The sequence below is a fragment of the Pseudomonas salmasensis genome, assembly GCF_014268375.2.
In the GTDB taxonomy this organism is placed as follows: domain Bacteria; phylum Pseudomonadota; class Gammaproteobacteria; order Pseudomonadales; family Pseudomonadaceae; genus Aquipseudomonas; species Aquipseudomonas salmasensis.
In genome coordinates this window covers 4697235-4721318 of record NZ_CP077083.1, presented here as the reverse complement: position 1 = coordinate 4721318, position 24084 = coordinate 4697235, and the positions used below count along the sequence as shown (strand labels likewise).

Below are 24084 nucleotides of genomic sequence, written 5' to 3'. Positions count from 1 at the left end.
GGCCTGTGCGTTCACTACTCGAGTACCTTGCGTGAAAACAGTATTGAGTTACCGTGACGGCGAAGCCGTGCCCGCTCCCTCTGCCAGCCCTGCGCTGGCGCTGGTGTTGCTGCTGTGTGCGCTCATACCAACCCAGGTGTGCGCCGAAGATTCCAGCCCGTCCGGCTTCGATGCCCAGACCTTGCAACAACGTGGTATCGACCCACAGCTGGCCAGCCTGTTGCTGGCCGCACCGCGTTACGCGGCCGGGCAACACACCGTCAACCTGCGCGTCAACGGTCAGCGCCGTGGTCGGTTGGCGGTGAACTTCGATCAGCAGGGCAATCTGTGCTTCGACCGCGCCTTGCTGGACGCCGCCAATCTGCTGCCGCCCAATGACACGACGGGCTGCCAGGATTTCCTCGCACAGTACCCGCAAACCCTGGTGGAACCAGACCCGGCGACACTGACGGTGTCGCTGGTGGTGCCCACCGACGCCCTGCGCCCCGTGCAGCAGGACATCTCCGGCTACCAGACCGGCGGGTTTGCCGGGCTGCTCAACTACGACCTCAGCGGCTTCTACAACCGCTTCGGCGATGACGCCAGCCGCTTTGGCTCGGCCAATACCGAGGTGGGGTTCAATGCCGGCGACTGGATCGTGCGCAGCCGCCAGGTGCAGACCTGGCAGGATGGCCTGTCACGCAGTACCCATTTGGAAGCGTATGCCCAACGCACCTTCGCCAGCCACCAGGCGGTGCTGCAAGCCGGGCAAATCAACCTGTACAACCCGGTGCTGTCCGGCGCGCAGATTACCGGCGTGCAAGTGCTCACCGAGCACGCCCTTCAAGAACAGGGCCAGGGCGCACTGATCCAGGGCATCGCCAACAGCCCGGCCCAGGTAGAGGTTCGCCAGAACGGCGCGCTGATTCATTCCACCGTGGTGCCCGCCGGGCCCTTTACCCTCACCGATGTGCGTCGCTTGAACACGCGCTCGGACGTTGAAGTCACGGTCAAGGAGAGCGTCGGCGGTGAACGACGCTTCACCGTGCCAGCGGCCATGCTCGGGCTCGGGTTGCCAGCCCCGGGTTACTCCGTGGCAGCGGGCCGAGTGCGTAATGTGGGCGATGCCAAAGGCGAGGATCCGTGGGTAGTCAGTGGCGGCTGGACCGGCGCCCTGCACCCGCAATTGACCCTCGGCACGGGCGTGCTGGCGGCCAGTGAATACCGTTCGGTGGGCGCCAGCCTGGGCTGGTTGCCGTGGCTGGACAGCCAGATCCAACTGTCCACGCAAGTGTCCAACAGCCAGGCGCAAGAAAAAGTTTCCGGCGTGCAGACCGATCTGTCGTGGTCCCAGCGCCTGGGTGAGCAGTGGTCGATCAGCGCCGCCAATTCCTGGCGCAGCATCGGCTATCGCGAACTTGAAGAAAGCACTTACGCGCGCGACGACGACAACCGGGATTCGCGCTACCGCGACCAGCAAAGCCTCAACCTGGGCTGGTCCCATCCACGTCTGGGTGCGTTCAGCGCCGGGGTTTCGCGCTCGGCCAATTTTGCCGGCGACAGCAGCAGCCGGGCGCTGGCCTCCTGGGGCACCAGCATCGGTGCGGTGTCGTTGTCGGCCAGTGCCGAGTGGCAAATGGGCGGCCGCCAGCAGCAGGACAACGCGGTGTACCTGAATATCAGCGTACCGCTGGGCGAGAGTCGCCGGCTGCGCAGCTGGGTGCGCAATTCCGGCGGCGAAAACCGCACCGGCCTGGGCCTCACCGAACAGATCGACGACCAACTCAGCTACCGCGTCAGCGCCGAACACGACAGCAGCGACCATCAAGTGGAAACCACCCTGGGCATCTCCGCGCTGCCACTCTACAGCCAGCTGGATGTCAGCTACAGCCGCTCCGACGCCGAGCGTTCCAGCTATCAAGGCGGTGCGCGCGGCGGTGTGGTGCTGCATGGCGACGGCGTGACCTTTTCCCCCTACCCGGTGCGCGACACCTTCGCGCTGGTGTCGGTCGGCGACATGAGCGGCATCAAGCTCAGCACCCCCAGCGGCCCGGCGTGGACCGACTGGCAAGGCCAGGCAGTGGTGCCGCAGGTCGCCGCCTACGGGCGCAGCCCGGTGGAAGTGCAAACGCGTTCATTGCCGCGCAATGCCGATATCAACAATGGCCTGGCCATGATTTCGGCCGGCCGTGGCGCCGTGGACCGCGTCGAGTTCGGTGTCGGCCTGACCCGCCGCCTGCTGCTCACCGTCAGCAACGACCAGGGCGCACCGCTGCCAGCGGGCGCCTCGGTCAGCAGTGCCGACGGCGAGTTCATCACCCTGGTGCAGGAAGGCAGCCAGGTGTTTCTACCCAATGTGCTGGGCCAATCGACGCTGTGGATAACTACGCCCCAGGGCAGTCGTTGCCAATTGCGTTATTCGCTGCCGGAAAAAGCCGACCCCTCGGTGTACTTCGAAACCGCCCCCGCACGCTGTCACGCACCTTGAGGATTCCCGCCATGTCCCTTGCAAGCTGTTTGCGTCAACTGTGCCTGGGGCTGTTGGTCGGCGTCGCCGGCACAGCCCAGGCTTTTGAAGAATGCCAACTGAACGTCAGTGAACCCTTGCTGGATTTGGGCCTGATGAGCCGCCTGGCCCAGAACGACAGCGCACCACAACGCCTGCTCGGCGAGCGTCGACTGAGTGTGACCGTCAGTTGCCCCCAGGCCGAAGACCTCAGCCTGTTCTACCGGGCGCAAGCTGCCAACCCACAGCGTTGGCAGTTTACCGAGCACGGCAGCTACGCCATTGAAGTCGGTAATGCCCTGCTCGACGGCCGCGCGGTGGAGCTGGGTGTGCTGCCCGCCGTGGGGCAGGCGCCCGTAGCCACCGGCAGCGTCATGCAATGGCGACCCGACCACGGCATTGCACCGGTGGAACGGGGCGTGGTGCTCAGCGGAAAAACCCTGGCGCTGCAATTGACCCTGCGCGCCTGGGCCGACCCTGCCGCCACCCGAGTACGCGATGCGACCACCTGGGAAGTCGCCGGCATGTTGTATGGCGCGCGCCATGGGCGCTACCGGGAACTGACACTGCGCGCGCACTTCGCGCCTATCGCCTGCCTGCCGAGCTTGTCCGACCAAGGCGTGGTGGACTACGGCACCCTGTACGCCAAAGACCTCAACGCCAGCACTGAAACACCGCTGCCCACCCGCACCGTGCGCCTGAGCGTGACCTGCGACGCGCCCATCCGCTTCGCCCTGCGCATGAAGGATAACCGCGACGGTTCTGCCACGGGCGGCACCGATGAAACGGCCTATGGGCTGGACCTGGATGCCAGCCGCAACAAGATCGGGCGTTTCTACCTGACCATCGACCCGGCGGAATTCAGCGCCGATGCCTTCCCGAGCTTGTACCGCACCGACTCCACCAGCAATGGCGTGGCGTGGAGCAGTTCCACCGCGCGGCAAATCCCCATGGCTGCCAACAGCATCATGGGCTTTACCGACAAAACCGGCGTCACCACCGGGCCGGTCGCCCTGCAGACCCTGACCGGCACGATGCGCATCAAGACTTACCTGGCGCCGATGCAAACCTTGGACTTGCGTGACGTGGTGCACATCAACGGTTCCGGCACGCTCGAAATCGTCTACCCCTGAGCCCCTGTAAGGAGTCCCTCCCATGAAAACCCGCATCCTTTCCAGCCTGTTGTCGCTGGCCTGCGCGCCCTCGGTGCTGGCCGCCTCGACGGTAGACCTGAGCGTCCACGGCCTGATCGTTCCCGCCGCCTGCATGCCGCAGCTTTCCAGCGGTGGCCTGATCGACTACGGCAAGATTGCCCAACAAGACCTTAACCTGGAGACCGCCACGCGCCTGCCCTTGAAGACGCTGCATGTCGGCATCGCCTGCAATGGCCCCGTCCGCTACGCCCTTCGCATGCGCGACAACCGTGACGGTTCGGCCATGGTCAACAGCGAGATTTACTACGGGCTGGGGTTCGATACCAGCGGCAACCGCCTGGGGGTTTACTCCATGACCTTCGACCCACGCCAAACCCAGGCCAGCAACACCGCGCAGGTCTATGGCACCGAGTCCACCACCGGTGGCCTGGCGTGGCGCACTTCCAATCTCAACCCCATCGATATTGGCTCGCGAAGCTACCTGGGCTTTACCGACGTGGAGGGCAGCGTCAGTGGGCCCACGGCCATCGGTACCCTGGGGGGCAATGTCACGGTACAAACCGTGATCAATGCCCGCCAGAATCTGGACCTGAGCGTGGAAACCCCGCTCGATGGCTCGGCCACGTTGGAAGTGGTGTATCTCTAGACTTTCTCGCTGGTGACCTGCACATAGCGCGCACGCCCGGCGCCCAGGCCGGCAACGATGGCACCCAGGCCGATCACCGCGAAGATCCAGCCAATGGCGGTCCAGCCGCCGGTCCAGTCATGCACCAGGCCGACCGCGAACGGGCCCATCGACGCCAGGGTGTACCCGATGCCCTGGGCCATGCTCGACAGGTTGGCGGCCACATGGGAATCGCGCGAGCGCAACACGATCAAGGTCAGCGCCAGGCTGAAGGTGCCGCCCTGCCCCAGGCCGAGCAAAATCGCCCAGCCCCACAGGCCTTCCAGCGGTGCATACAGGCAACCGAACAGCCCGCCGAGGGTCAGCAGCATCACCACCACAATCGCCAGGCGCTGGTCCTTGCCGCGCGTTGCCAGCCACGGCGCGGCCAGAGAGCTGAGCAGTTGCACGATGATCGAGCCCGACAACGCCAAACCGGCTTCGGTCGCGCTCAGGCCACGGCCGATCAGGATCGATGGCAACCAGCCGAACACGATGTAGGCCAGGGACGATTGCAGGCCCATGTACAGGGTGACCTGCCAGGCCAGCGGATCGCGCAATAAACCCTTCACGCGATAGGCCACACGGTGGGCACCGTGCCTGTGCCCAACCTGCGGCAGCCAGACCAGGGCCGCCACCAGGGCCGGCAGGATCCAGAAGCCCAGGCCGATTTTCCAACTGTCGCCAAAGGCGTGGCTCAGTGGCACCGAGGCACCGGCCGCCATGGCGGCGCCCAAGCACAACGCCATGGTGTAGACACCGGTCATGGCGCCGGCTTGCCTGGCAAAATCGCGCTTGACGATACCCGGCAGCAACACGCCGATGATGCCAATGCTCGCCCCTGCAACCAGGCTACCGAGGAACAGCCCCACCTCACCGAACGAACTGCGCAGGATGATCCCGGCGGCCAGGGTCAGCAGAATACCGAGCACCACGCGCTCAGCGCCGAAACGTCGTGCCAGCATCGGCGCGGTGGGTGCAAACAGGCCCAGGCACAGCACCGGCAAGGTGGTCAGCAAACCGGCCTGGGCGGCGGACAAGCCCAAACTGCTCGAAACCTCTGCCAGTAACGGCGACAGGCTCGACAAGGCCGGGCGAAGGTTCAAAGCCACCAACACCAGGCCCAGCAACAGCAGCCATGGCCGAACCACGCTCGGCGGCGCCTGCTGCACGCTGTCGTCGTCGGCTTCGGCGTCGATCAGCAGTTCTTCGAGTTCGGTCTTGCGTGGGGCTTCAGGGTTCATTGATCAACTGCCGGCAGAGAGATTTGGCGCGGTCCGGGTCTTGTTGTTCCACCGCATCGAGCAGCGCTCCATGCAGGTCGAACACCGCCTGGCGTCGCGGTGAGCGGTTCAGGGTCTGGCGCAGTTGCGCGCCGACAATGGCCGAGAAGTAGTGGTACAGCTCGCTCAAGGCCGGGTTGTGCGCCGCGTCTACCAAGTGCTGGTGGAATACAAGATCGGCGCAGATATAGGCCTCCAGGTCACCGTGATAGCGCTCGGCGCTGAGAGCGAGCGCCTTGCGCAGTGCCGTAAGGTCCGCTTCGGTACGACGCAATGCCGCCAGGCCGATGGCCTCCACTTCCAGAATCTGGCGCGTCTCCTGCGCCTGCTCCAGCGTGCAATGAGACAGCGCCCGCATCGTGCCCAGCGGGTCGGTCATTGAGCGCAGGTAACTGCCATCGCCCTGGCGAATGTCGATCAAGCCGGAAAAGGCCAATACCCGCATGGCTTCACGCACGGTGTTACGGCTGATACCCAGCTCGGCGGACAACTCGGGCTCGGTGGGCAGGCGCTCGCCGATGGCCCACACGCCCTGGGAGATGCGCAGGCGCAGTTGCTCCAGGGCCTGGTCGACCAGAGAACGTTTGATCAGAGGGGCGATGTCTGTCATGGGATTTGCGCTTTCGTCCAATCATAGGATGAATTTTCCTACAGGCTATTCGGAGTTGCCTACAAAGGCAACGCACTAGGGTTCTTAGGCAGGAAAAGGAGCAGTATTTTCGATTGGTAAAATTACCCTCAGAGGGTAATTATTGGACTCGGGTGTCTTATGGAAAAGTACACACCTCATTACGATTTGGCCCTGATCAAGGCGGATGTCAGGCGGCTTGGAAAGCAAGCTTTTACCAAAACAGCACGCAACTGCGGGGAAAAGCTCGATCTAAGCATCACGCAAATGCAGGAGGTTGTTTACAAGCTAACGGTCAAGATGCTGTTTAAATCCATGACAAGTTATGGCGACCACCGCGTCTGGCAAGACGTTTATCACATTCACTCACATGGCCTGGAGATCTACATCTAAGGTGACGTACCGCACGGACGGTAAACCGCCGGTGATCTCCTTCAAGGAGAGTAACCTATGAAAACAGAACAGTGCTTCAGCTGCGGCCAGCATGACGGAATGCGGCATTTTTCGGGTCGCAGTGAAACATCGGAAGTCAAAGGATTGCACCGCCGAATCGACAACCTTTCAGGCTGGGAGTGCCAAAGCTGTGGTGAGGTGATCTTTGACCCTGAAGACGCGGACCGCTATTCAGATCACTGTGATGAGATGGTCTACAGCTTCAGACGAATGATCGGTAACGAGATAAAGCGCATTCGTCGCAAATTGCATCTTTCCCAAAAGGACACTGTGCAACTGTTGTCCGGCGGCGGACATAACGCACTTTCACGTTACGAACGCGGTGAGCTGCTGGCGCCAAAATCCCTCGTCGTGCTTATGCGCCTGCTTGATCGCCATCCGCATCTGCTCGTTGATGCAAAAACCTTGAGTGAGGGTGCAGATATGCGTAACACCACGCATACAACCCACAAAGAACACGAGATCGTGACAACGCCCTGACTGAGGGCAAAAAACAAACCCGGCACCAGGCCGGGTTTGTTTTTTTAACCTTCCATCAATGCAGTATCTGGCTCAAGAACAACCGGGTCCGCTCATTCTGCGGGTTATCAAAGAAGTCATTCGGCGCCGCCTGCTCGACGATCTCGCCCTTGTCCATGAAGATCACGCGGTTGGCCACGGTGCGGGCAAAGCCCATTTCGTGGGTCACGCACAACATGGTCATGCCGTCTTCGGCCAGGCCGATCATGGTGTCCAGTACCTCTTTCACCATTTCCGGGTCCAGCGCCGACGTCGGCTCATCGAACAGCATGATTTTTGGCTTCATGCACAGCGCGCGAGCGATCGCCACGCGCTGTTGCTGGCCACCTGAAAGCTGACCTGGAAACTTGTGCGCCTGCTCCGGAATGCGCACGCGCTCCAGATAATGCATGGCGATTTCCTCGGCCTTGCGCTTGGGCATCTTGCGCACCCACATCGGCGCCAGCGTACAGTTTTGCAAAATGGTCAAATGCGGGAACAGGTTGAAGTGCTGGAACACCATGCCGACTTCACGGCGGATCGCTTCGATCTGCTTGAGGTCGTTGGTCAGTTCCACGCCATCGACCACAATGCGGCCTTGCTGGTGCTCTTCCAGGCGGTTGAGGCAGCGGATGGTGGTGGACTTGCCCGAACCCGACGGGCCGCACAGCACGATACGCTCGCCCTGCTTGACGTTGAGGTTGATGTCTTTCAACACGTGAAACTGGCCGTACCACTTGTTGACGCCCTGCATCTGGATAATGCCTTCAGGGCTCACAGGCTGTTTGATTGCTTCGCTCATCAAAAAACTCCTAACGCTTGTGGCCAGTGTCGAGCTTGCGTTCCAGATGCATGGAATAGCGCGACATACCAAAACAGAAAATCCAGAACACCAGGGCGGCGAACACGTAGCCTTCAGTGGCCATGCCCAGCCATTTGGGGTCGGCGGCGGCTTGCTTGACGCTGTTGAGCAGGTCGAACAGGCCGATGATGATCACAAGGCTGGTGTCCTTGAACAGCGCAATGAAGGTGTTGACGATCCCAGGGATCACCATCTTCAAGGCCTGCGGCAAGATCACCAGGCCCATGCTGCGCCAGTAGCCCAGGCCCATCGCCGCAGCAGCTTCGTATTGCCCCTTGGGAATCGCCTGCAGACCACCGCGCACCACTTCGGCCACATAGGCCGACTGGAACAGGATCACACCGATCAGCGCCCGCAGCAGCTTGTCGAAGTTCATGCCCTCGGGCAGGAACAGCGGCAGCATCACCGACGACATGAACAGCACGGTGATCAACGGCACGCCGCGCCAGAACTCGATGAAGGTCACGCAGACCACCCGAATGGCCGGCATGTTCGAACGCCGTCCCAGCGCCAGCACAATGCCCAGCGGCAAGGCGCCAGCGATGCCGACAGTGGCGATCACCAGGGTCAGCATCAGGCCGCCCCATTGGCTGGTCGCCACATTGCTCAGGCCGAACACGCCGCCGTGCAGCAAGCAGTAGGCGATGATCGGGTACAGCACCAGAAAGCCCAGGCCGTAGATTGCCTTGCGTGGGAAACGCGAGATAAACAACGGCGCTACGCCGACGATGGCCAGCCATACCGTCATGTCCACGCGCCAGCGCAGGTCGACGGGGTAATAGCCATACATGAACTGCCCGAAGCGTTGTTGGATAAACACCCAGCAGGCGCCCTCCTTAGTGCAGTCGGCGCGGGTGGTGCCCACCCAGTTGGCATCGAGGATGGCCCAGTGCAGGATCGGCGGCACCACCAGGTACACCAGGTAGATCGCCAGCAAGGTCAGCAGCGTATTGAGCCAGCTCGAGAACAAGTTGGCGCGCATCCAGGCCACCGGCCCGAAGACTTTGCTCGGCGGTGGCATGTCAGGTTTGAACGTATGCGTAGTCATGGGGGTGTCCTCACCGCTCGATCAGCGCAATGCGCTTGTTGTACCAGTTCATCAGCAGGGAAATGCTGATGCTGATCGCCAGGTACACGCTCATGGTGATGGCAATGACTTCAATGGCCTGGCCGGTCTGGTTGAGCACCGTGCCGGCAAACAGCGAAACCATTTCCGGATAGCCGATACCGGCGGCCAACGATGAGTTTTTCGCCAGGTTCAGGTATTGGCTGGTCAGCGGCGGAATGATCACGCGCAACGCTTGCGGGATGATGACCTTGCGCAGCGTCGGCCCCGGGCGCAGGCCCAGTGAGCGTGCCGCTTCGGTCTGGCCATGGCTGACGGACTTGATGCCCGAGCGCACGATCTCGGCAATAAACGCTGCCGTGTACACCGTCAGCGCCAAGGTCAACGCCAGCAGTTCCGGGATGAGCACCCAGCCGCCGACGAAGTTGAAGCCAGCAAGCTTGGGCATTTCCCAATGCAGCGGCGTGCCGAAGATCAACACGCACAGCGTCGGGATCACCACCAGCAGCGCCAGGCCCGCCCAGAATTTATGGAAAGGAATCCCCGTCGCCTCAAAGCGCTTGTTGGCCCAGCGGGTCATCAGCACGATGGCAACGATGGCGACCGCCAGGCTGGCGACAAACGGCCAGAACCCATCGGACGCCAGCGCTGCCGGCATGTTCAGGCCACGGCTGCTGACAAAGAAGGTGTCACCGAAGTTATGGCTGTTGCGCGGCCCTGGCATGGTCAGGAACACCGCGAAGTACCAGAACAGGATTTGCAGCAGCGGCGGAATGTTGCGAAATACCTCCACGTACACCGTCGCCAGCTTGTTGATCATCCAGTTGGGCGACAAGCGCGCCACGCCGATGATGAAGCCGAGCAGGGTTGCCAGCACCACACCGATGACGGTCACCAGCAAAGTGTTGAGCAGGCCGATGACAAACACCCGGGCATAGCTGTCCGATTCGGTGTAGTCGATCAAGTGCTGCGCGATGCCGAAGCCGGCACTGCGCTCAAGAAAGTCGAAACCCGAGGTGATGCCCCGGTGTTGCAGGTTGGTCTGGGTGTTATGGAACAGGTACCAGCCCAGCGAGACCACCGCCACGATCGTGATGATCTGGAACAGCCACGCACGCACTTTGGGGTCGCTGAAGCTGAGCTTCTGCTTGGGTGCGCCGATTTGATTTTGCATGAAGTGCCCCGAAAATAATGGAACAGAACATCACCCGGCAGTTGGCCTACCGGGTGACAGAACCATCAGCGATCAGCGCACAGGGGGTGCGTATTGAATGCCGCCGTTGTTCCACAGGGCGTTCAGGCCACGGTCGATTTCCAGCGGCGTGCTCTTGCCCAGGTTGCGCTCGAACATCTCGCCGTAGTTACCCACTTGCTTGACGATCTGAACCACCCAGTCCTTCTTCACTTTCAGGTCTTTGCCGTATTCGCCGTCGGCACCGAGCAGACGCGCAACGTCCGGGTTCTTGGTGGCCTTGGCTTCAGCTTCGACGTTTTTGGAGGTCACACCGGCCTCTTCCGCGTTGAGCATGGCGTAGCCCACCCAGCGCACGATGGCCAGCCACTCGTCGTCGCCATTACGCACGACCGGGCCCAGTGGCTCCTTGGAAATGGTTTCCGGCAGCACCACGTAGTCTTTCGGCGAGGCCAGCTTGCTGCGCTGGGCGAACAGCTGGGATTTGTCGGAGGTCAGCACGTCGCAACGCCCGGATTCCAGCGACTTGGCGCTTTCATCGGAGGTGTCGAAGGTGATCGGGGTGTATTTGAGGTTGTTGGCGCGGAAGTAGTCGGAAACGTTCAGCTCGGTGGTGGTACCGGCCTGGATGCAGATGGTTGCACCGTCCAGTTCCTTGGCGCTCTTGACGCCCAGCTTGTTGTTCACCAGAAAGCCGATGCCGTCATAGTAGGTAATGAAGCCCGGGAATTTCAGGCCCATGCCCGCATCGCGCGAGCTGGTCATGGTGGTGTTGCGCGACAGGATGTCGACTTCGCCTGATTGAAGCGCGGTGAAACGCTCCTTGGCGTTCAACTGGCTGAACTTGACCTTGGTGGCATCGCCAAACACGGCAGCCGCCACAGCTCGGCAATAGTCAGCGTCGATCCCGAGGATCTTGCCGCTGGCATCCGGCACCGAGAAACCCGGCAGGCCGTCACTCACACCGCACTGCACAAAGCCTTTCTTCTGCACGGCGTCCAGGGTGGCGCCCGCCTGGGCAAAACCACTGACACCCAGTACAGCCGCCGCAGTGACGATGGCCAGGGTGGATTTCAATACCTTCATTACAAACCTCCAATTGCTCTTGTTGTGTCGGAGCTCCAACCTCAGCGCACCCTTATGAGGCGATATCGACCCGTGTTGGTTTTTTTTGGGGCCAAGCAGCATGAGGTTTTTGCGGTAATTCCAGTTGCTTTCCTACGAGCGGCAGTCACTGATAGTGTTACCGTCCTAGGAGAGTTCTGACATCGAGATACACATAGCAAGGCGCGTACCAGAGTCTTGGCCGAGTGGCTGCAACTGCGGTTCAATGGCAAAAGATTCAACCTTGCGACATTCTCTTAACAGATCAACCTGTCGCGCACCGTTCCGACGCACCTAATCGGAGCGCCCGCACATCTATGGAGCAAACATGACCGAACCCTTGATTCTTCAGCCTGCCAAGCCCGCAGACGCCTGCGTTATCTGGCTGCATGGCCTGGGCGCCGATCGCTATGACTTTCTGCCGGTGGCTGAAGCCCTGCAGGAAACCTTGCTGAGCACCCGCTTTGTTTTGCCGCAAGCGCCCACCCGTCCGGTGACGATTAACGGCGGTTACGAGATGCCAAGCTGGTACGACATCAAGGCCATGAGCCCGGCCCGTTCGATCAGTCATGAAGAGCTGCAAGCGTCGGCCAAAATGGTCACAGACCTGATCGAGGCGCAACAGAGAACCGGAATAGACACTTCGCGGATTTTTCTCGCCGGTTTTTCTCAAGGCGGCGCGGTGGTTTTCCACACCGCGTTCAAGAAATGGGAGGGGCCCTTGGGCGGCGTGATCGCCCTCTCCACCTATGCACCCACCTTCGACAATGACCTGCAATTATCCGCCAGCCAGCAACGCATCCCCACGCTGTGCCTGCACGGCCAGCACGACGAAGTGGTGCAGAGCGCCATGGGCCGCAGCGCCTACGAGCATCTGAAGAGCCGTGGTGTCACCGTGACATGGCAGGAATACCCAATGGGCCACGAAGTGTTACCCCAAGAGATACACGATATCGGCACCTGGCTGACTGAACGCCTGCGCTGAACCCGTGTTTATGTAGCCGTATGACAGACGCACTACGCCGCGCCCGATTCTTGCATTACACTGGCCGGCGTACATTCCTTAATCAATTAATGAGATGACCGTGCTCAAAGCACTCAAGAAGATGTTCGGCAAAAGCGAGGCTGAGCCGCTCACGCCTGTTCCCAGTGCACCTGCCCCCAAGCCCGGCAACCGCAATGACGGTCAACAGCCCGGCCGGAACGCGCCCGCCGCCTCACCGAACACAACCACGGTGACGCCGCCTGAACAGGTAAAGCCTGCCGAGCCTGCCCCGGCGCCGGTGGCCAAGCCCCGTCGCGAACGTGCGCCCAAGCCGCCCGTGACACCCTGGAAACTCGAAGACTTCGTCGTCGAACCCCAGGAAGGCAAGACCCGCTTCCACGATTTCAAACTGGCCCCGGAACTGATGCACGCCATCCAGGACCTGGGTTTCCCATACTGCACGCCGATCCAGGCGCAAGTGCTGGGCTTCACCCTCGCGGGCAAAGACGCCATCGGCCGCGCCCAGACCGGTACCGGCAAGACCGCCGCGTTCCTGATCTCGATCATCACCCAACTGCTGCAAACGCCGCCGCCCAAAGAACGCTACATGGGTGAACCGCGTGCGCTGATCATCGCCCCGACCCGTGAGCTGGTGGTGCAGATCGCCAAGGACGCCGCCGACCTGACCAAGTACACCGGCCTCAACGTCATGACGTTCGTGGGCGGCATGGACTTCGACAAACAGCTCAAGCACCTTGAAGCCCGTCACTGCGACATCCTCGTCGCCACCCCGGGCCGCCTGCTCGACTTCAACCAGCGCGGCGATGTGCACCTGGACATGGTCGAAGTGATGGTGCTGGACGAAGCCGACCGCATGCTCGACATGGGCTTTATCCCACAAGTACGCCAGATCATTCGCCAGACCCCGCCGAAAACCGAGCGTCAGACCCTGCTGTTCTCCGCGACCTTCACCGAAGACGTGATGAACCTCGCCAAGCAGTGGACCACTGACCCGTCCATCGTCGAGATCGAAGCACTCAACGTCGCCAGCGAAAACGTCGAGCAGCATATCTACGCCGTCGCCGGTGCCGACAAGTACAAACTGCTCTACAACCTGGTCAACGACAACGGCTGGGAACGCGTGATGGTGTTCGCCAACCGCAAGGACGAAGTGCGCCGCATCGAAGAGCGCCTGGTGCGCGACGGCGTCAATGCCGCGCAACTGTCGGGCGATGTGCCGCAACACAAGCGCATCAAGACCCTGGAGGGCTTTCGTGAAGGCAAGATCCGCGTGCTGGTAGCCACCGACGTGGCCGGTCGTGGTATTCACATCGACGGCATCAGCCACGTGATCAACTTCACCCTGCCGGAAGTGCCGGACGACTACGTGCACCGCATCGGCCGTACCGGGCGTGCGGGTGCGGCGGGCGTGTCGATCAGCTTTGCAGGCGAAGATGACTCGTACCAGTTGCCGTCCATCGAGGCGTTGCTGGGGCGCAAGATCAGCTGTGAGACGCCGCCGACGCATTTGTTGCGGGCCGTGGAACGCAAGCGACCTTAAGCGCGAGTCAATGCCAGTCAGCGAACCTGACTGGCATGTTTACGGCCTCGGCCAATATTGTCGATCAGTCATCGCGATCCAGGTCACTCAGAACAGACTGACGAATACGCGTTACCTCCCGTCGAAACTCCCCGTAGAACTGAAAACTACTCCCTGACATGTCCACCAGTCCCAGACTCATGGGTTGCGGCTGTGGTTGCTGCTGCGACTGTGGCTGCTCGTCATCGGCCACTGGCTGCGCTTGTGCGCTTTTGAGTCGGGCATCCAGGCCACGGCTGAAGTTGGTCCATCTGAGCACCGAGCGGGCACCGCCGAATACTTGACTGGCAGTGGTTATCTTGGCTGGGACGGCGAGCGAGTAAGACAGCCCTGTCGCGTTCTTGCCTGCCGCAACGAGCCCGCTGCCAAGAGGACTTGATAAGAACCCGGTGGTTTTTTCAGACGCCTTGAGCGCTGCGCTTCTAAAGGCGTTGATTCCCAACGTGGCAGAAAGGCTGACACTGGCAGCCACGCCAACGGTGGAAAATGCGAAAGACGCCCACCCCAGATTCTTGATGTGCTGCGAACGGTCCCAGCCCATCTGCTTATCGACCGCTTCGACACTTAGTCCTGTGACTCCCAATACACCGCTTACAGAGCTTGAGCCCGTAGCGATGACGCCAAAAATATTTGCCGCCTTCACCGCCCCTTTAGCGAGCGCCGCCGCGAACCCGACCACCGCAACCTTGAACGCCACCACCGATAAGGCCAGGGCAACGCCGGTGAGCACCCATGCCAACCACTTCGGCAACAGCCCGCTAGGGTCGATGAGATTGCTCGGATTACCGGCACAGTAGGCGTAGCTGTTGATCCCACCCTCATCAAACGGCGCCAGGGGATCAGCCGAAAGAAACACCTTCAGGCACGGCTCGTATGTACGGAACTTAAAATGGTACAGACCGACCGCTGCATCCAGACGCTCGCCAGTAAATGCCGGCAATTGCAGATCCGCCATCGAGCGCACATTACCGTCCCGCGCAACCACATTGCCCTCGCCATACGGAGCGTAATGGCGTTGTACCATAGCCTGCCCCGGCGCCACGACGCCGCGCACGCTGCCCGCCCCGTCATTCAGATGCAGTTGTGGCCCCTCTACCCCGCCAGTGCGCGCCTGCACGTGGCCAGCTGCATTGAAGTAACGCAGTGCCCTGCTGCCCTCCACCAACGTATCCAGGCGATCCCCCGCGTAGGCCATGACCACCGGTGTTTCGTTACCCCGAGCCGCCACGACTTGGCGAGATTGAGCATCGTACTGGTAGCTGCACTGCAGCGAGCCCTCCTGCACGTGGGTCAACTGGTCAAAGCCATTGTAGGTGTAGATTCGCCCTGCCGGCCCACCGGTCAAATTACCCGCCGCATCATAGGCCAAGGCATCATCCTGCGCCGGGTTGGAGTGGGTTACACGGGTCAGGCGGGTAGGGTCGGCATCGGTGAAAAACCGTTCACTGATGTCCTGCGTACCGTCAGCGAAAGACGTCACGACGCGGGTGATGTTATCCAGGCTGTCGAAACTGAATTGTTGCCCTGCGATGTTTCGTCCCAGGGAATCCTGGGGGTACTCACGCCCCTCGCAACGATAAGTGGTCAGTCGCAAGAAGGCGTCATAGGTGAACGTCTCGCCAATCACCAACTGCGCGGCTGCATCACGCACAAAACGACTGGCCAGCAAGCTATTGGGATGATAAGTGCTGCTCATCACTTGCAGCAGCGCACCGTTTTGCTCAAAGCGCCGCTCAGCCTCGCGCCCCAGGGCGTCATAGCCAACGCGGGTGACCACCTCGGTACTGGCATAGCGGGTGGTCAGCACCTCAGGCCGCGCAAACCGATCATAGTGCTGTTCAACCGCCACCTCCCCGGCCACCATCTTGCGGAACCTGCCGTTGGCGTCATATTCAAAGTCGCTGCGCAGCCCCTCAGGGGACGTGTGGTGCAGCAGGCGCCCGCCCAGTGAGTGGCCATAGTGGGCGGTCAATGGCATGCCGAGCACCGTTTGCACTTCTTTTTCCGGGTAACCGTTCACATCGTGGAATAACTCATGTTTGAGCGCGCCATTTTCTGAATAGGTGGGTTGAGCACTGACCGGGTCATGCCGGTACAGCCTGTCCGGATGCCCCGCCATCTTGACCGTGCTCAGCACGCCCAACTCCTTGTCATAAGCCCATTGCTGGCGCTTCCCGGCTCCGGACACCACGGCCACAGGTTCAGTCCAACCGGTCTCATAATCCCAGGTCGTGGCGGGCGCCGTCCCCCTGGACTGCGCTGTCAATCGGCCCAGGCTGTCGTAGGTGCGCGATCCCACCAGCCTGCCATCCATGCTGATTGAACTTGTGTGCGGCTCACTGCTGCCTGGCGCGTAGGCCACGGTGCGCTGCCGCGATGGGCTGCCATCCGATGGCGTTTGGACGGTCGTCACCACGCGGTCGAACAGGTCATAAGAGTAATCGGTGCGATGCTTATCCACGTCCAGACGTGACAGGCAACGCCCAAGGCCGTCATAGGTTCGCGACTCCACCTCAGTGAGCTGCCCGAGGGCGTCCACCCGGTTCACCTGGAACGGCTGATGATGAGCATTCAGATGAGTTTCCAGACGCTCGCCGCCCTCGACTCCAGTTACACGCACATGCAGCCGTGGGTCATAGTCATCGATCGTCACGCTGCCATCGACGCGTGTCACACGACTGGCGTTACCCCAAGGGTTATAGGCGTAGCGCGTGGTCAAGACGCGCTCGCCATCCGGCAGATAATCAATACGCGTCTTTTCCACCGTCTGCCCAAGCGCGTCATAACGCCAGGTGCCGAGGGGCTGTTCGTTTGTTCCGCCCTCCAGCAGCAACGCTTGTGCAACCTGCCGTCCCATCCCATCGTAGTAAGTGACGGTGCTGCGGCCTTGCGCATCCGTAGTCACCAAATGGGCGCGTTTCGTGGGCGTTGCATAGTGATAGAAAAAATGACGCCCAGCTTCCTGCGGTTTACCTGGCGAAGCCGTTTCCGCCGTCAAACGCCCCGCAACATCATACGTCATGACCAGCGTTGCCTCCCCGTCGCGGCTCATCGACATCAGGCGCCGGTTGACCAGAGAGAGCGTGCGTACCGATTCCAGCCAGTGGCCTTCACGGCCCAACAGCCGATGAGTTTCACTGAGCGTATCGCCGCTCATGGTGTAACTGAAATGGCTGACTAACGATTGTCCGTCGATGGCAGAAGTGCTGCTTTTCAATCGCCCAAGCAGTTCCAAGGGGGCATCGTAATAGCTTTGCTGCTGACTGACCCTGGCGTCCTGAGAGCTCGCCAGAAGAACACAGTAACTGCTGCCTGTCGCAGGTATTCGAGTGTGGGTGTACTCGGTAAGGCGGTCTGTGGGGTTGCCTGCTACGGGGATCAAGCGCTCTTGCTTTAAGTAACGCTGAAAAAGCCCATGAGGGTCGGCTGGACATTTTCCGCTTTCACCATTGATCGGGTAATAGCTGAACTCGGTGCGAACGCCGGAAGCCTCGGTGCGACTCAACTCGTTGCCGTATTCATCGGTTTCGATCGCAACCTGCACTTCTCTCGTCGTACCGCCAGCCACTAACTCATAACGAGTGGTGATAAGCCTGGGCAGTTGGAGATTGGCGGGCTGCGCCGGAAAGAGACCTGAGGCGGTGTTGTAAGCAATGGTCGTGGTGGCTTGTGCGCCTTCACGCAAGGTTTGTTCTTCAATCAGCAGGTGGAATTTGTTGAACGTGCTGCGGGTACTGCTCAGTACGGTACTGTCTTGCGGGTCGATATATCTCTCTTCAACCCAATAGTTATAGTCCCCACCAATCACGTACAGGTTGTCCTCGCCTTCACGAAAGCCGCCAGAATAGGGGTAACCCGTAAAATTACTGCCCGTGCTGTAGGTGTAAGTTCGGGTAATGGGCAACTGACTGCTCGCGGGTGTCTGAACCCAACTGTAAACCCGTGGAATATATTGACCATTGCCATACTGATGACCGTTCTCGACGTACCTGATTATCTCCTCGCCTCCCATCGGCGACTTCACACGGTTGATGCCAATCAATCCATTGCGAAACGCGGGCGTATAGCCAAAAACGAACCCCGCACTCTGAAACGGCTCATCCCGATCATAAGGGGCCGTGATAGCGGTCAACTTATCACTGGTATACGTGAAACGAGTACGTGCATATCGACCGCCGTCTACCCGTGAGTCAACCGCTGCCAGGCGCCCGCTGGAATAGGACAGCTGCAACAACACTTCCTGATTGTGCCCCAGAACCCGCTCGAGCGATCCGCCCAGCGTATACTCCCACTTCATGCGCTCGCCGTTCTCAAACTCAATCGCCACGATTCGATAAGGCATGGAACTGCTGGTACGCTGCAACACCTCAACAGTGCCGTCTTTGTAAATCACATGCAGCGTACTCGTATCAGGCCGCCGAACCACCAGGTTTTTGAGCTTGTTATCCTTAATAATTAACGTGCCGCCAACAGCGGGCAGGCTTTGGGTTTTGAACTGCTCCCCGGTAAGCAGCGTTAGTCGCAAGCGTGTACTGTCGAACTCAGTATTACTTATCCGCCATCCTGTACCGTACACGCTTGACGCGGTATTGAGCATGGAGAACGACAATCCGATATCACGACTTACTGCCTGCGGGCCCACCGGATATAGCGTGATCAGGTTAATGCGAACGCTGTAGTGCCCCGTACGCGTGTCGACCGCACCACTTAAATAAGCACTAAAATTGAAAGCTTGGGAATAGACATCCATATCAACCACCACTCGCCGACCAATATCATTACGTATCGAAGACCGCCCCGAATGACTCAACCATCCTTTAATCCAAGCAGATTCCCAACATCAGACCCTACAATAATATAAACCTGCTCACATCCATAATTATCCCACAAGCGCCATCTGCTTTGATGATCTAATTGCACGCCCCAATCTTGATTTTCACGATACCTTACCGCACGCATAATGGTAGATCGCTCATTAAACCTAACAACCCCGTGTCCTCCCAAAGGATGGCTTTTAGATATATCTGACACCAACACCTTGGGATTAGCAACATCCTTACCATACACAATTCCACCCTTATAAGTACGAATAGGGCCAACTGCCAAACAGTATGACGAGGTCGCACTACGTCCTTCTAAAGGGAGAAACAATGGCGAATCAAGACCTCGATTAACGAGAAACCGCTCCCCCGACCTTGGAGTCCAATAATAAACGTCAATATCGCAAAAAAAATCATCATATGCACTCTGATCATCGTATTGTATGAGATCGCTTACCCACAACCTATACGGAGGAACGAAGCCGATCGTCACATAGGAAATAAAGCTAATATCATCATGGCTATAGTTAGTCGTATACCGAACCCCATCCACATCAATAACAGCCATGAAGCGGACCCTTTCATGACGGGTTCCTGCATCAACCCGCAGGTATCGATTGACCACCTCCTTTGGCGAGCCTATGGCGTTTTGTCGTTTTGAATTTGCCGTTTCACGTTCGACATTTTGACCCTGGCCTACACCAGTTTCAGCTCCCAAGTTCCTCAAACCAAGGTCGTAGATATTTTTTTCTTTATCGCAGCTCCAACCGTTAGGAAGCGGCTCGTTATTATTCAGTGAAAAGCGTGTTAACGTCAGGCTGTTGCGCTGTGCATCCGTCAATTTAGCTTGCACCGTACTGCCATCAGGGCGACGCTGCATCATGATGACCTCCACTTCCACCTGGCACTGATGACGGCCATTGGAATAAAGAGCGTCGGTCAACGCCTGACCATTGGGAAGCATAATCTCGAAATGCTCCAAATAATACGACCCAACTTCTGATGCGTTCCGCAAGTAGAGATTGCCTTGAGTGTCACCCTCTAACGTAAACGTATGCTCTGTTCCAAAGTTATCCAGCAGCCGCCAAGGCCTACGCTCATAATGTTCAGGAAAAACAAATAGATTACTAATAACTTTGATCGCACGCATGATGGTAGGTCGCTCATTAAACCTTACAAGCGCATGTTCATCAGGCACACCCAAACCCTGATGGAGTTCTCCTATCTCCAGCGTTTGTCCAATTTCATTTTTATTGGTAAGCGTTCCTGCTTTATAAGACAACCCAATCCAACCCTCTACCGTTCGCGACAATGAAGAGTCGAAAGCAGCTCCATCACCCGGTAAATTAATCGGTTCCGCAATACCTCTATTTTCTACAAAAAACACCCCTGCTGGAGGTTGCCAATAGTAGACCGCAGCCATCACTACCGCATTCGAACTAGAAGCGAAATACGCGCCATTATCTTCATAGACTTCAAGATCTCGAACATCCAAATAAAACGGTTGCTCAGGCACGAGGGTAACCGATGACTCAAAGGCCGCTGCGCCTTGGGAAAAATGCGTTGTATAAATTTTCCCATCAATAACTATCCGCGCCATAAAGCGCACCGGCCCCACCGCGACATCTAAATCACAACGCAAATAACGGACTACAGACTCGGCCTGTGGGTGGCTAGCGAATTCAGTTACGGTATTTTTTGAATTTTCATTGACCGACTCTTTCGCCCAGAGCCCAATGTCATATCGATTTTTCTGCGTATCACAACTCCACCCGCGCGGAAGTTTTTCATTATGCTGCTCAGACCATTCAACGACGGCCACACTGCTACGCTCTTCATCAGTCAAGAGGGCAACGACCCACGTACCATCTGCGGCGCGGAGCTGCTTGACAATATCAATGATAACTTCACATTGATGATTACCATTGGCATACAAGCCATTGGCCCTATTCGTTCTATTTGGGCGCCTGATATTGAAACTCAACAATCTGCTTGCATGCTCGTGCGCGACCATACCCTACCTTCCGCTATTGCTTGTTGGTGATGTGGCCAATGTCTCAGCGAATTTATCTCACGTGAAAACCACATTGGTGCCCTAACACCATCAAAGCCTATAACGGTAGCCAGCAACAACTGTCAGATCTGACAGTCTTATATATTAATTCCGAATAAACCTAACAATACCCAGTCAAAAAACAATGGATCAAAGACAAACTATTGAAAGCCGGCACTGGCATCTGCTCAGGGCTTCCAGCGATCAGCCGCCGCATGATCACTATCACGCCCTTCCACCCACCGCGGCCCCTCCGGGGTGTTTTCCTTCTTCCAAAACGGCGCCCGCGTCTTCAAGTAATCCATCACAAACGCACAGGCATCAAACGCTGCCTGCCGGTGCGCACTGGCCGCGCCGACGAACACAATCGGCTCACCGGGTTCCAGCGCGCCAACACGATGCAGCACTTCCAGCTTGAGCAACGGCCAGCGCTGTTCGGCTTCCACGGCGATCTTGCCCAGGGCCTTTTCGGTCATGCCGGGGTAGTGTTCCAGGAACATCCCCGACACGTCGCGCCCGTCATTGAAGTCGCGCACATAGCCGACAAAGCTCACCACCGCGCCCACGCCCACGTTGGCCGCGTGCATGGCGTTGACTTCGGCACCGGGATCAAAGGCTTCGACCTGCACACGAATGGCCATGCTCAGCCTCCGGTCACAGGTGGGAAGAAGGCGACCTCATCACCGGCTTGCACCGGTTGGTCGAGGCTGCACAGCTCCTCGTTGCGCGCACACATCAGGCTCGCTTCGTTGAGTACGGCGAATTCCGGGTCAGCAGCCAGCGCGAGGCGTACGGCATCAACGCTGGCAAACTCACCTTCCATCTCCAACGAATCCAAGCCCACCGCTTCGGCGTAGCGCGCAAAAAACAGTACGTTGATACTCATTGTTCATCCGCCTTGAAATGCCCGCTCTTGCCGCCAAGCTTTTCCAGCAGGCGAATACTCTCAATGGTCATGCCACGGTCCACCGCCTTGCACATGTCGTAGATCGTCAGTGCTGCGACGCTGGCGGCGGTCAGGGCTTCCATCTCAACGCCGGTCTGGCCGGAAAGCTTGCAGCGCGCAAGGATATGCACAGCGTCCGTGCCGTCGGCACGCAGTTCCACCTTGACGCCGGTGAGCATCAACGGGTGGCACAGGGGGATCAAGTCACTGGTTTTTTTCGCTGCCTGGATCCCGGCAATGCGGGCCACGGCAAACACGTCGCCCTTGGGGTGGGCGCCGTCGACAATCATTTGCAGGGTGTCGGGCAACATGCGCACCCGCGCTTCGGCCACCGCCTCACGGAACGTCACGGCTTTGTCGGTGACGTCGACCATATGGGCGCGACCTTGGGAATCGAGATGAGTCAGCACAGGGATACTCCTGATCAGGAGCAGCGATTGTAAACCTGTGGGTCAAAATTTGCGCAGGGCTGTTTATCCCATCCTGTAGGAGCGAGCTTGCTCGCTCCTACATTCAAGGTTAGAACCGGAAAGTAAACCCGGCATTAATGCCGTTGTTGTTACCGCGGTTGGATAAGAGGTTGGCGAAGGGTTCCAGCACGGTCCACTGGGTGTAACCGATCTCGGCAAACACCTGGTCGGTGCGTGCGTTGTAGTCGGCCTTAGCGTGGTCCGATTGATTGGCGGCCGCCCGCCGCGAAGTGTCCAGGCGGTGCCAGGTGCTGACACCCAGGACGCGTTAACGCAGGCAAATGTCGCACAGAACAAAAACCCCGGACTTCGTGAAAAATCCGGGGTTTTTCGTAGCAGGTTCAATGCAGTTACAGATGAGACTCGGCGTATTCAGCCAGAATCGAACGCGGTACCCCTTGCAGCGCAATGTGCACGCCGTTCGGGAAGTCTTTGAAGCGTTCCGTCAGGTAAGTCAGCCCGGAGCTGGTCGCGGACAGGTAAGGGGTGTCGATCTGCGCCAGGTTGCCCAGGCACACCACTTTGGAACCGGCGCCGGCACGGGTGATGATGGTTTTCATCTGGTGCGGCGTAAGGTTCTGGCATTCATCGATCAGAATCAGGCTTTGCTGGAAGCTGCGACCTCGGATGTAGTTGAGGGATTTGAACTGCAACGGCACTTTGCTGAGGATGTAGTCGACGCTGCCATGGGTGTTTTCGTCATCCATGTGCAAGGCTTCGAGGTTGTCGGTAATCGCTCCCAGCCACGGCTCCATTTTTTCCGCCTCGGTACCGGGCAGAAAGCCGATTTCCTGGTCCAGGCCCTGCACGCTGCGGGTGGCGATGATGCGGCGATAGCGTTTGGTGACCATGGTCTGTTCGATGGCGGCGGCCAGGGCCAGGATGGTTTTGCCCGAGCCTGCGGCGCCGGTCAGGTTGACCAGGTGGATGTCCGGGTCGAGCAGCGCGTAGAGCGCCAGGCTCTGGTAGATATCACGCGGTTTCAGGCCCCAGGCTTCCTGGTGCAACAGGGGCTCCTGATGCAGGTCGAGGATCAGCAGCTTGTCGACCTGGATCTCTTTGATCCAGCCCACAAAGCCCTGTTCATCGACAATGAACTCATTGATATGCACGGCCGGCAGGTTGTCGATCAGCTGTACCTGGTGCCAGGTACGGCCGTGGTCCTGACGGGTTTCGACTTTGCTCACACGGTCCCAGAACGAGCCGGTCATCATGTGATAACCACGCGAGAGCATCGACACGTCGTCGACCAGTTGGTCGGTGCTGTAGTCCTCGGCAGCGATCCCACACGCTCGTGCCTTGAGGCGCATATTGATGTCTTTGGTCACCAGCACCACGCGCAGGTCCTTGTCGCGGGCGTGCAGGTCGATCAATTGGTTGATGATTTTGTTGTCGTTCAGGTTTTCCGGCAGCAGGCTGTTGGGCTCGCTGCGCTTGCTCATCAGAATCGACAGCAAGCCCTTGGGCCCGCCCTTGCCACGCTGGATCGGTACGCCAACTTCAACGTCCTCGGGCGAGGCTTCACCCAGGGTCTTGTCGATCAGGCGGATGGCCTGGCGGCATTCGGCGGCAACGCTGTGGTGGCCGCTTTTGAGTTTGTCGAGCTCCTCAAGCACGATCATCGGGATGGCGACGTGGTGTTCTTCGAAGTTCAGCAGTGCGTTTGGATCGTGGATCAATACGTTGGTATCAAGCACATAAAGGATTGGCTGGTCGGAAGAAGGGTTACGTCCATGATCATCCATACTCGGTCACCTTTGTGGGAGCCATTCGACGCAATACCTGGGCGGTGCTGCGCCTCGATTCGACCACCGATTGCAC

At 59.1% G+C, this 24084-nt stretch carries 18 protein-coding genes and 2 pseudogenes; 7 read left to right on the top strand and 13 right to left on the bottom strand.

Features of this window, described 5'->3' with window-relative positions:
• The first annotated feature begins 31 nt into the window (after positions 1–31).
• From HU731_RS21155 to HU731_RS21145, 3 genes are read left to right on the top strand one after another with little or no spacing between them, the layout of a single operon-like run.
• Positions 32–2467 carry a fimbria/pilus outer membrane usher protein gene (locus HU731_RS21155; RefSeq protein ID WP_186607415.1) on the top strand — a complete coding sequence of 812 codons (2436 nt, stop codon included), beginning with the start codon at positions 32–34 and terminating at the stop codon, positions 2465–2467.
• Between the two features lie 11 nt (positions 2468–2478).
• On the top strand, positions 2479–3618 hold the full coding sequence (locus HU731_RS21150; protein ID WP_186607414.1) for a DUF1120 domain-containing protein: 1140 nt from the start codon (positions 2479–2481) through the stop codon (positions 3616–3618).
• A gap of 22 nt (positions 3619–3640) precedes the next feature.
• Positions 3641–4285 (top strand): DUF1120 domain-containing protein, encoded by a 645-nt coding sequence (locus tag HU731_RS21145; RefSeq protein WP_186607413.1) that lies wholly within the window; start codon positions 3641–3643, stop codon positions 4283–4285.
• On the opposite strand, the gene HU731_RS21140 is transcribed toward HU731_RS21145, so the two are convergent.
• Both HU731_RS21140 and HU731_RS21135 read right to left on the bottom strand, forming a co-directional pair.
• On the bottom strand, positions 4282–5547 hold the full coding sequence (locus tag HU731_RS21140; protein WP_186607412.1) for a CynX/NimT family MFS transporter: 1266 nt from the start codon (positions 5545–5547) through the stop codon (positions 4282–4284). The two genes, HU731_RS21145 and HU731_RS21140, sit on opposite strands and share 4 nt — an antisense overlap.
• Positions 5537–6196: a FadR/GntR family transcriptional regulator gene (locus HU731_RS21135; RefSeq protein ID WP_186607411.1), complete on the bottom strand. Its 660-nt coding sequence runs from the start codon at positions 6194–6196 to the stop codon at positions 5537–5539. The genes HU731_RS21140 and HU731_RS21135 overlap by 11 nt, the downstream gene beginning before the upstream one ends.
• A 159-nt stretch (positions 6197–6355) precedes the next feature.
• Between HU731_RS21135 and HU731_RS21130 the strand changes: the two are divergent.
• Positions 6356–6668, top strand: a pseudogene (locus tag HU731_RS21130) (type II toxin-antitoxin system MqsR family toxin).
• Positions 6665–7147 (top strand): type II toxin-antitoxin system MqsA family antitoxin, encoded by a 483-nt coding sequence (locus HU731_RS21125; RefSeq protein WP_186607410.1) that lies wholly within the window; start codon positions 6665–6667, stop codon positions 7145–7147. The pseudogene HU731_RS21130 and the gene HU731_RS21125 overlap by 4 nt, the downstream one beginning before the upstream one ends.
• Before the next feature lie 55 nt (positions 7148–7202).
• Here the strand turns inward: HU731_RS21125 and HU731_RS21120 are convergent, their stop codons facing one another.
• The 4 genes from HU731_RS21120 to HU731_RS21105 form a co-directional block, all read right to left on the bottom strand.
• Positions 7203–7967: an amino acid ABC transporter ATP-binding protein gene (locus HU731_RS21120; RefSeq protein ID WP_003188759.1), complete on the bottom strand. Its 765-nt coding sequence runs from the start codon at positions 7965–7967 to the stop codon at positions 7203–7205.
• 10 nt (positions 7968–7977) lie between these two features.
• The gene (locus HU731_RS21115; protein ID WP_014717022.1) at positions 7978–9075 is read right to left on the bottom strand and encodes an amino acid ABC transporter permease; all 1098 of its coding nucleotides are present in this window, start codon (positions 9073–9075) and stop codon (positions 7978–7980) included.
• A 10-nt stretch (positions 9076–9085) separates the two neighbouring features.
• Positions 9086–10267, bottom strand: a complete 1182-nt coding sequence (locus HU731_RS21110; protein WP_186607409.1) for an amino acid ABC transporter permease — start codon at positions 10265–10267, stop codon at positions 9086–9088.
• A 72-nt stretch (positions 10268–10339) separates the two neighbouring features.
• Positions 10340–11371 carry an amino acid ABC transporter substrate-binding protein gene (locus HU731_RS21105; protein WP_057701502.1) on the bottom strand — a complete coding sequence of 344 codons (1032 nt, stop codon included), beginning with the start codon at positions 11369–11371 and terminating at the stop codon, positions 10340–10342.
• Between the two features lie 346 nt (positions 11372–11717).
• Between HU731_RS21105 and HU731_RS21100 the strand changes: the two genes are divergently transcribed.
• Positions 11718–12374, top strand: a complete 657-nt coding sequence (locus HU731_RS21100) for an alpha/beta hydrolase (RefSeq protein WP_186607408.1) — start codon at positions 11718–11720, stop codon at positions 12372–12374.
• A gap of 94 nt (positions 12375–12468) precedes the next feature.
• On the top strand, positions 12469–13935 hold the full coding sequence (rhlB, locus tag HU731_RS21095; RefSeq protein ID WP_186607407.1) for an ATP-dependent RNA helicase RhlB: 1467 nt from the start codon (positions 12469–12471) through the stop codon (positions 13933–13935).
• Between the two features lie 64 nt (positions 13936–13999).
• Here rhlB and HU731_RS21090 read toward each other — a convergent pair whose 3' ends face one another.
• From HU731_RS21090 to HU731_RS21060, 7 genes and pseudogenes are all read right to left on the bottom strand, one after another.
• On the bottom strand, positions 14000–18724 hold the full coding sequence (locus HU731_RS21090; RefSeq protein WP_186607406.1) for an RHS repeat domain-containing protein: 4725 nt from the start codon (positions 18722–18724) through the stop codon (positions 14000–14002).
• Between the two features lie 56 nt (positions 18725–18780).
• Positions 18781–20808: a hypothetical protein gene (locus HU731_RS21085; protein ID WP_186607405.1), complete on the bottom strand. Its 2028-nt coding sequence runs from the start codon at positions 20806–20808 to the stop codon at positions 18781–18783.
• A 227-nt stretch (positions 20809–21035) separates the two neighbouring features.
• Positions 21036–21488 carry a molybdopterin synthase catalytic subunit MoaE gene (gene moaE / locus HU731_RS21080; RefSeq protein ID WP_186607404.1) on the bottom strand — a complete coding sequence of 151 codons (453 nt, stop codon included), beginning with the start codon at positions 21486–21488 and terminating at the stop codon, positions 21036–21038.
• 2 nt (positions 21489–21490) lie between these two features.
• The gene (gene moaD / locus HU731_RS21075) at positions 21491–21733 is read right to left on the bottom strand and encodes a molybdopterin converting factor subunit 1 (RefSeq protein WP_186607403.1); all 243 of its coding nucleotides are present in this window, start codon (positions 21731–21733) and stop codon (positions 21491–21493) included.
• A complete protein-coding gene (moaC, locus tag HU731_RS21070) occupies positions 21730–22203 on the bottom strand; it encodes a cyclic pyranopterin monophosphate synthase MoaC (RefSeq protein ID WP_186607402.1) in 474 nt (157 codons plus the stop codon). Before moaC ends, moaD begins: the two co-directional genes overlap by 4 nt.
• Before the next feature lie 166 nt (positions 22204–22369).
• Positions 22370–22531: pseudogene (locus HU731_RS28995) on the bottom strand (autotransporter domain-containing protein); the annotation flags it as partial.
• Positions 22532–22613: 82 nt separating this feature from the next.
• Positions 22614–24008, bottom strand: coding sequence for a PhoH family protein (locus HU731_RS21060; protein ID WP_003188745.1), 1395 nt, complete (start codon positions 24006–24008; stop codon positions 22614–22616).
• Positions 24009–24084 lie beyond the last annotated feature (76 nt).

Coding starts and splice junctions, on each gene's coding strand:
- HU731_RS21085 (WP_186607405.1), bottom strand. CDS start 20,808: ATGGTCGCGCACGAGCATGCAAGCAGATTGTTGAGTTTCAATATCAGG.
- HU731_RS21150 (WP_186607414.1), top strand. CDS start 2,479: ATGTCCCTTGCAAGCTGTTTGCGTCAACTGTGCCTGGGGCTGTTGGTC.
- HU731_RS21145 (WP_186607413.1), top strand. CDS start 3,641: ATGAAAACCCGCATCCTTTCCAGCCTGTTGTCGCTGGCCTGCGCGCCC.
- HU731_RS21105 (WP_057701502.1), bottom strand. CDS start 11,371: ATGAAGGTATTGAAATCCACCCTGGCCATCGTCACTGCGGCGGCTGTA.
- rhlB (WP_186607407.1), top strand. CDS start 12,469: ATGACCGTGCTCAAAGCACTCAAGAAGATGTTCGGCAAAAGCGAGGCT.
- HU731_RS21090 (WP_186607406.1), bottom strand. CDS start 18,724: ATGGATGTCTATTCCCAAGCTTTCAATTTTAGTGCTTATTTAAGTGGT.
- HU731_RS21115 (WP_014717022.1), bottom strand. CDS start 9,075: ATGACTACGCATACGTTCAAACCTGACATGCCACCGCCGAGCAAAGTC.
- HU731_RS21125 (WP_186607410.1), top strand. CDS start 6,665: ATGAAAACAGAACAGTGCTTCAGCTGCGGCCAGCATGACGGAATGCGG.
- HU731_RS21135 (WP_186607411.1), bottom strand. CDS start 6,196: ATGACAGACATCGCCCCTCTGATCAAACGTTCTCTGGTCGACCAGGCC.
- moaD (WP_186607403.1), bottom strand. CDS start 21,733: ATGAGTATCAACGTACTGTTTTTTGCGCGCTACGCCGAAGCGGTGGGC.
- HU731_RS21140 (WP_186607412.1), bottom strand. CDS start 5,547: ATGAACCCTGAAGCCCCACGCAAGACCGAACTCGAAGAACTGCTGATC.
- moaE (WP_186607404.1), bottom strand. CDS start 21,488: ATGGCCATTCGTGTGCAGGTCGAAGCCTTTGATCCCGGTGCCGAAGTC.
- HU731_RS21060 (WP_003188745.1), bottom strand. CDS start 24,008: ATGGATGATCATGGACGTAACCCTTCTTCCGACCAGCCAATCCTTTAT.
- HU731_RS21110 (WP_186607409.1), bottom strand. CDS start 10,267: ATGCAAAATCAAATCGGCGCACCCAAGCAGAAGCTCAGCTTCAGCGAC.
- HU731_RS21100 (WP_186607408.1), top strand. CDS start 11,718: ATGACCGAACCCTTGATTCTTCAGCCTGCCAAGCCCGCAGACGCCTGC.
- HU731_RS21120 (WP_003188759.1), bottom strand. CDS start 7,967: ATGAGCGAAGCAATCAAACAGCCTGTGAGCCCTGAAGGCATTATCCAG.